Here is a 482-nt window from a genome sequence, read left to right on the forward strand (position 1 = left end):
GCGATTGCTGGCCACACAAGCTGCCTTGGATGAGATGAAAGCGATTGTGCAGATGCTCGTTGGCCGCGCTCTCGAAGGAGACGTGAACGCCGCGAGCATCGTTCTCGCAAAGGTGCTGCCATCGGTGAAGGCGCAAGCCGAGAAGGTCGAGTTCGACTTCGATCCGAACGCCCCGATCAGCGTGCAGGTCGCCCAAGTGTTGCAGGCGGTCAGCGAGGGTAAACTCGCTGCCGATGTTGGACGCCTGATCTGCGACAGCATTGCGCGGCTGGCGGACGTTCGCGCGACCGAGGAACTGGCCGCTCGCATCGAGGCTCTGGAGGCCGCGACCGATGCCCGGCGCTGATTTGCGGCAAATTGCGCGCCGCTTGGAAAAGTCGGCGATGCGACGGACCCGCCCCACCGATTTGACCCCTAGGGAGACCGGCGCATGACGACGATAGCCACAGTCAGGAACAAGGTTGTCACGGACGACCCAGAAG

1 protein-coding gene is annotated in these 482 nt (G+C 62.9%); it reads left to right on the forward strand.

Annotated features, from left to right (window positions below; translation table 11 throughout):
* Positions 1 to 346: hypothetical protein (locus tag CVH10_RS17290; RefSeq protein WP_219924743.1), on the forward strand; the 346-nt coding region annotated here is incomplete at its 5' end.
* Between the last annotated feature and the right edge of the window lie 136 nt (positions 347 to 482).

Origin of the sequence: Halomonas sp. ND22Bw, from assembly GCF_003011945.1 — a bacterium.
Classification (GTDB): domain Bacteria; phylum Pseudomonadota; class Gammaproteobacteria; order Pseudomonadales; family Halomonadaceae; genus Halomonas; species Halomonas halophila.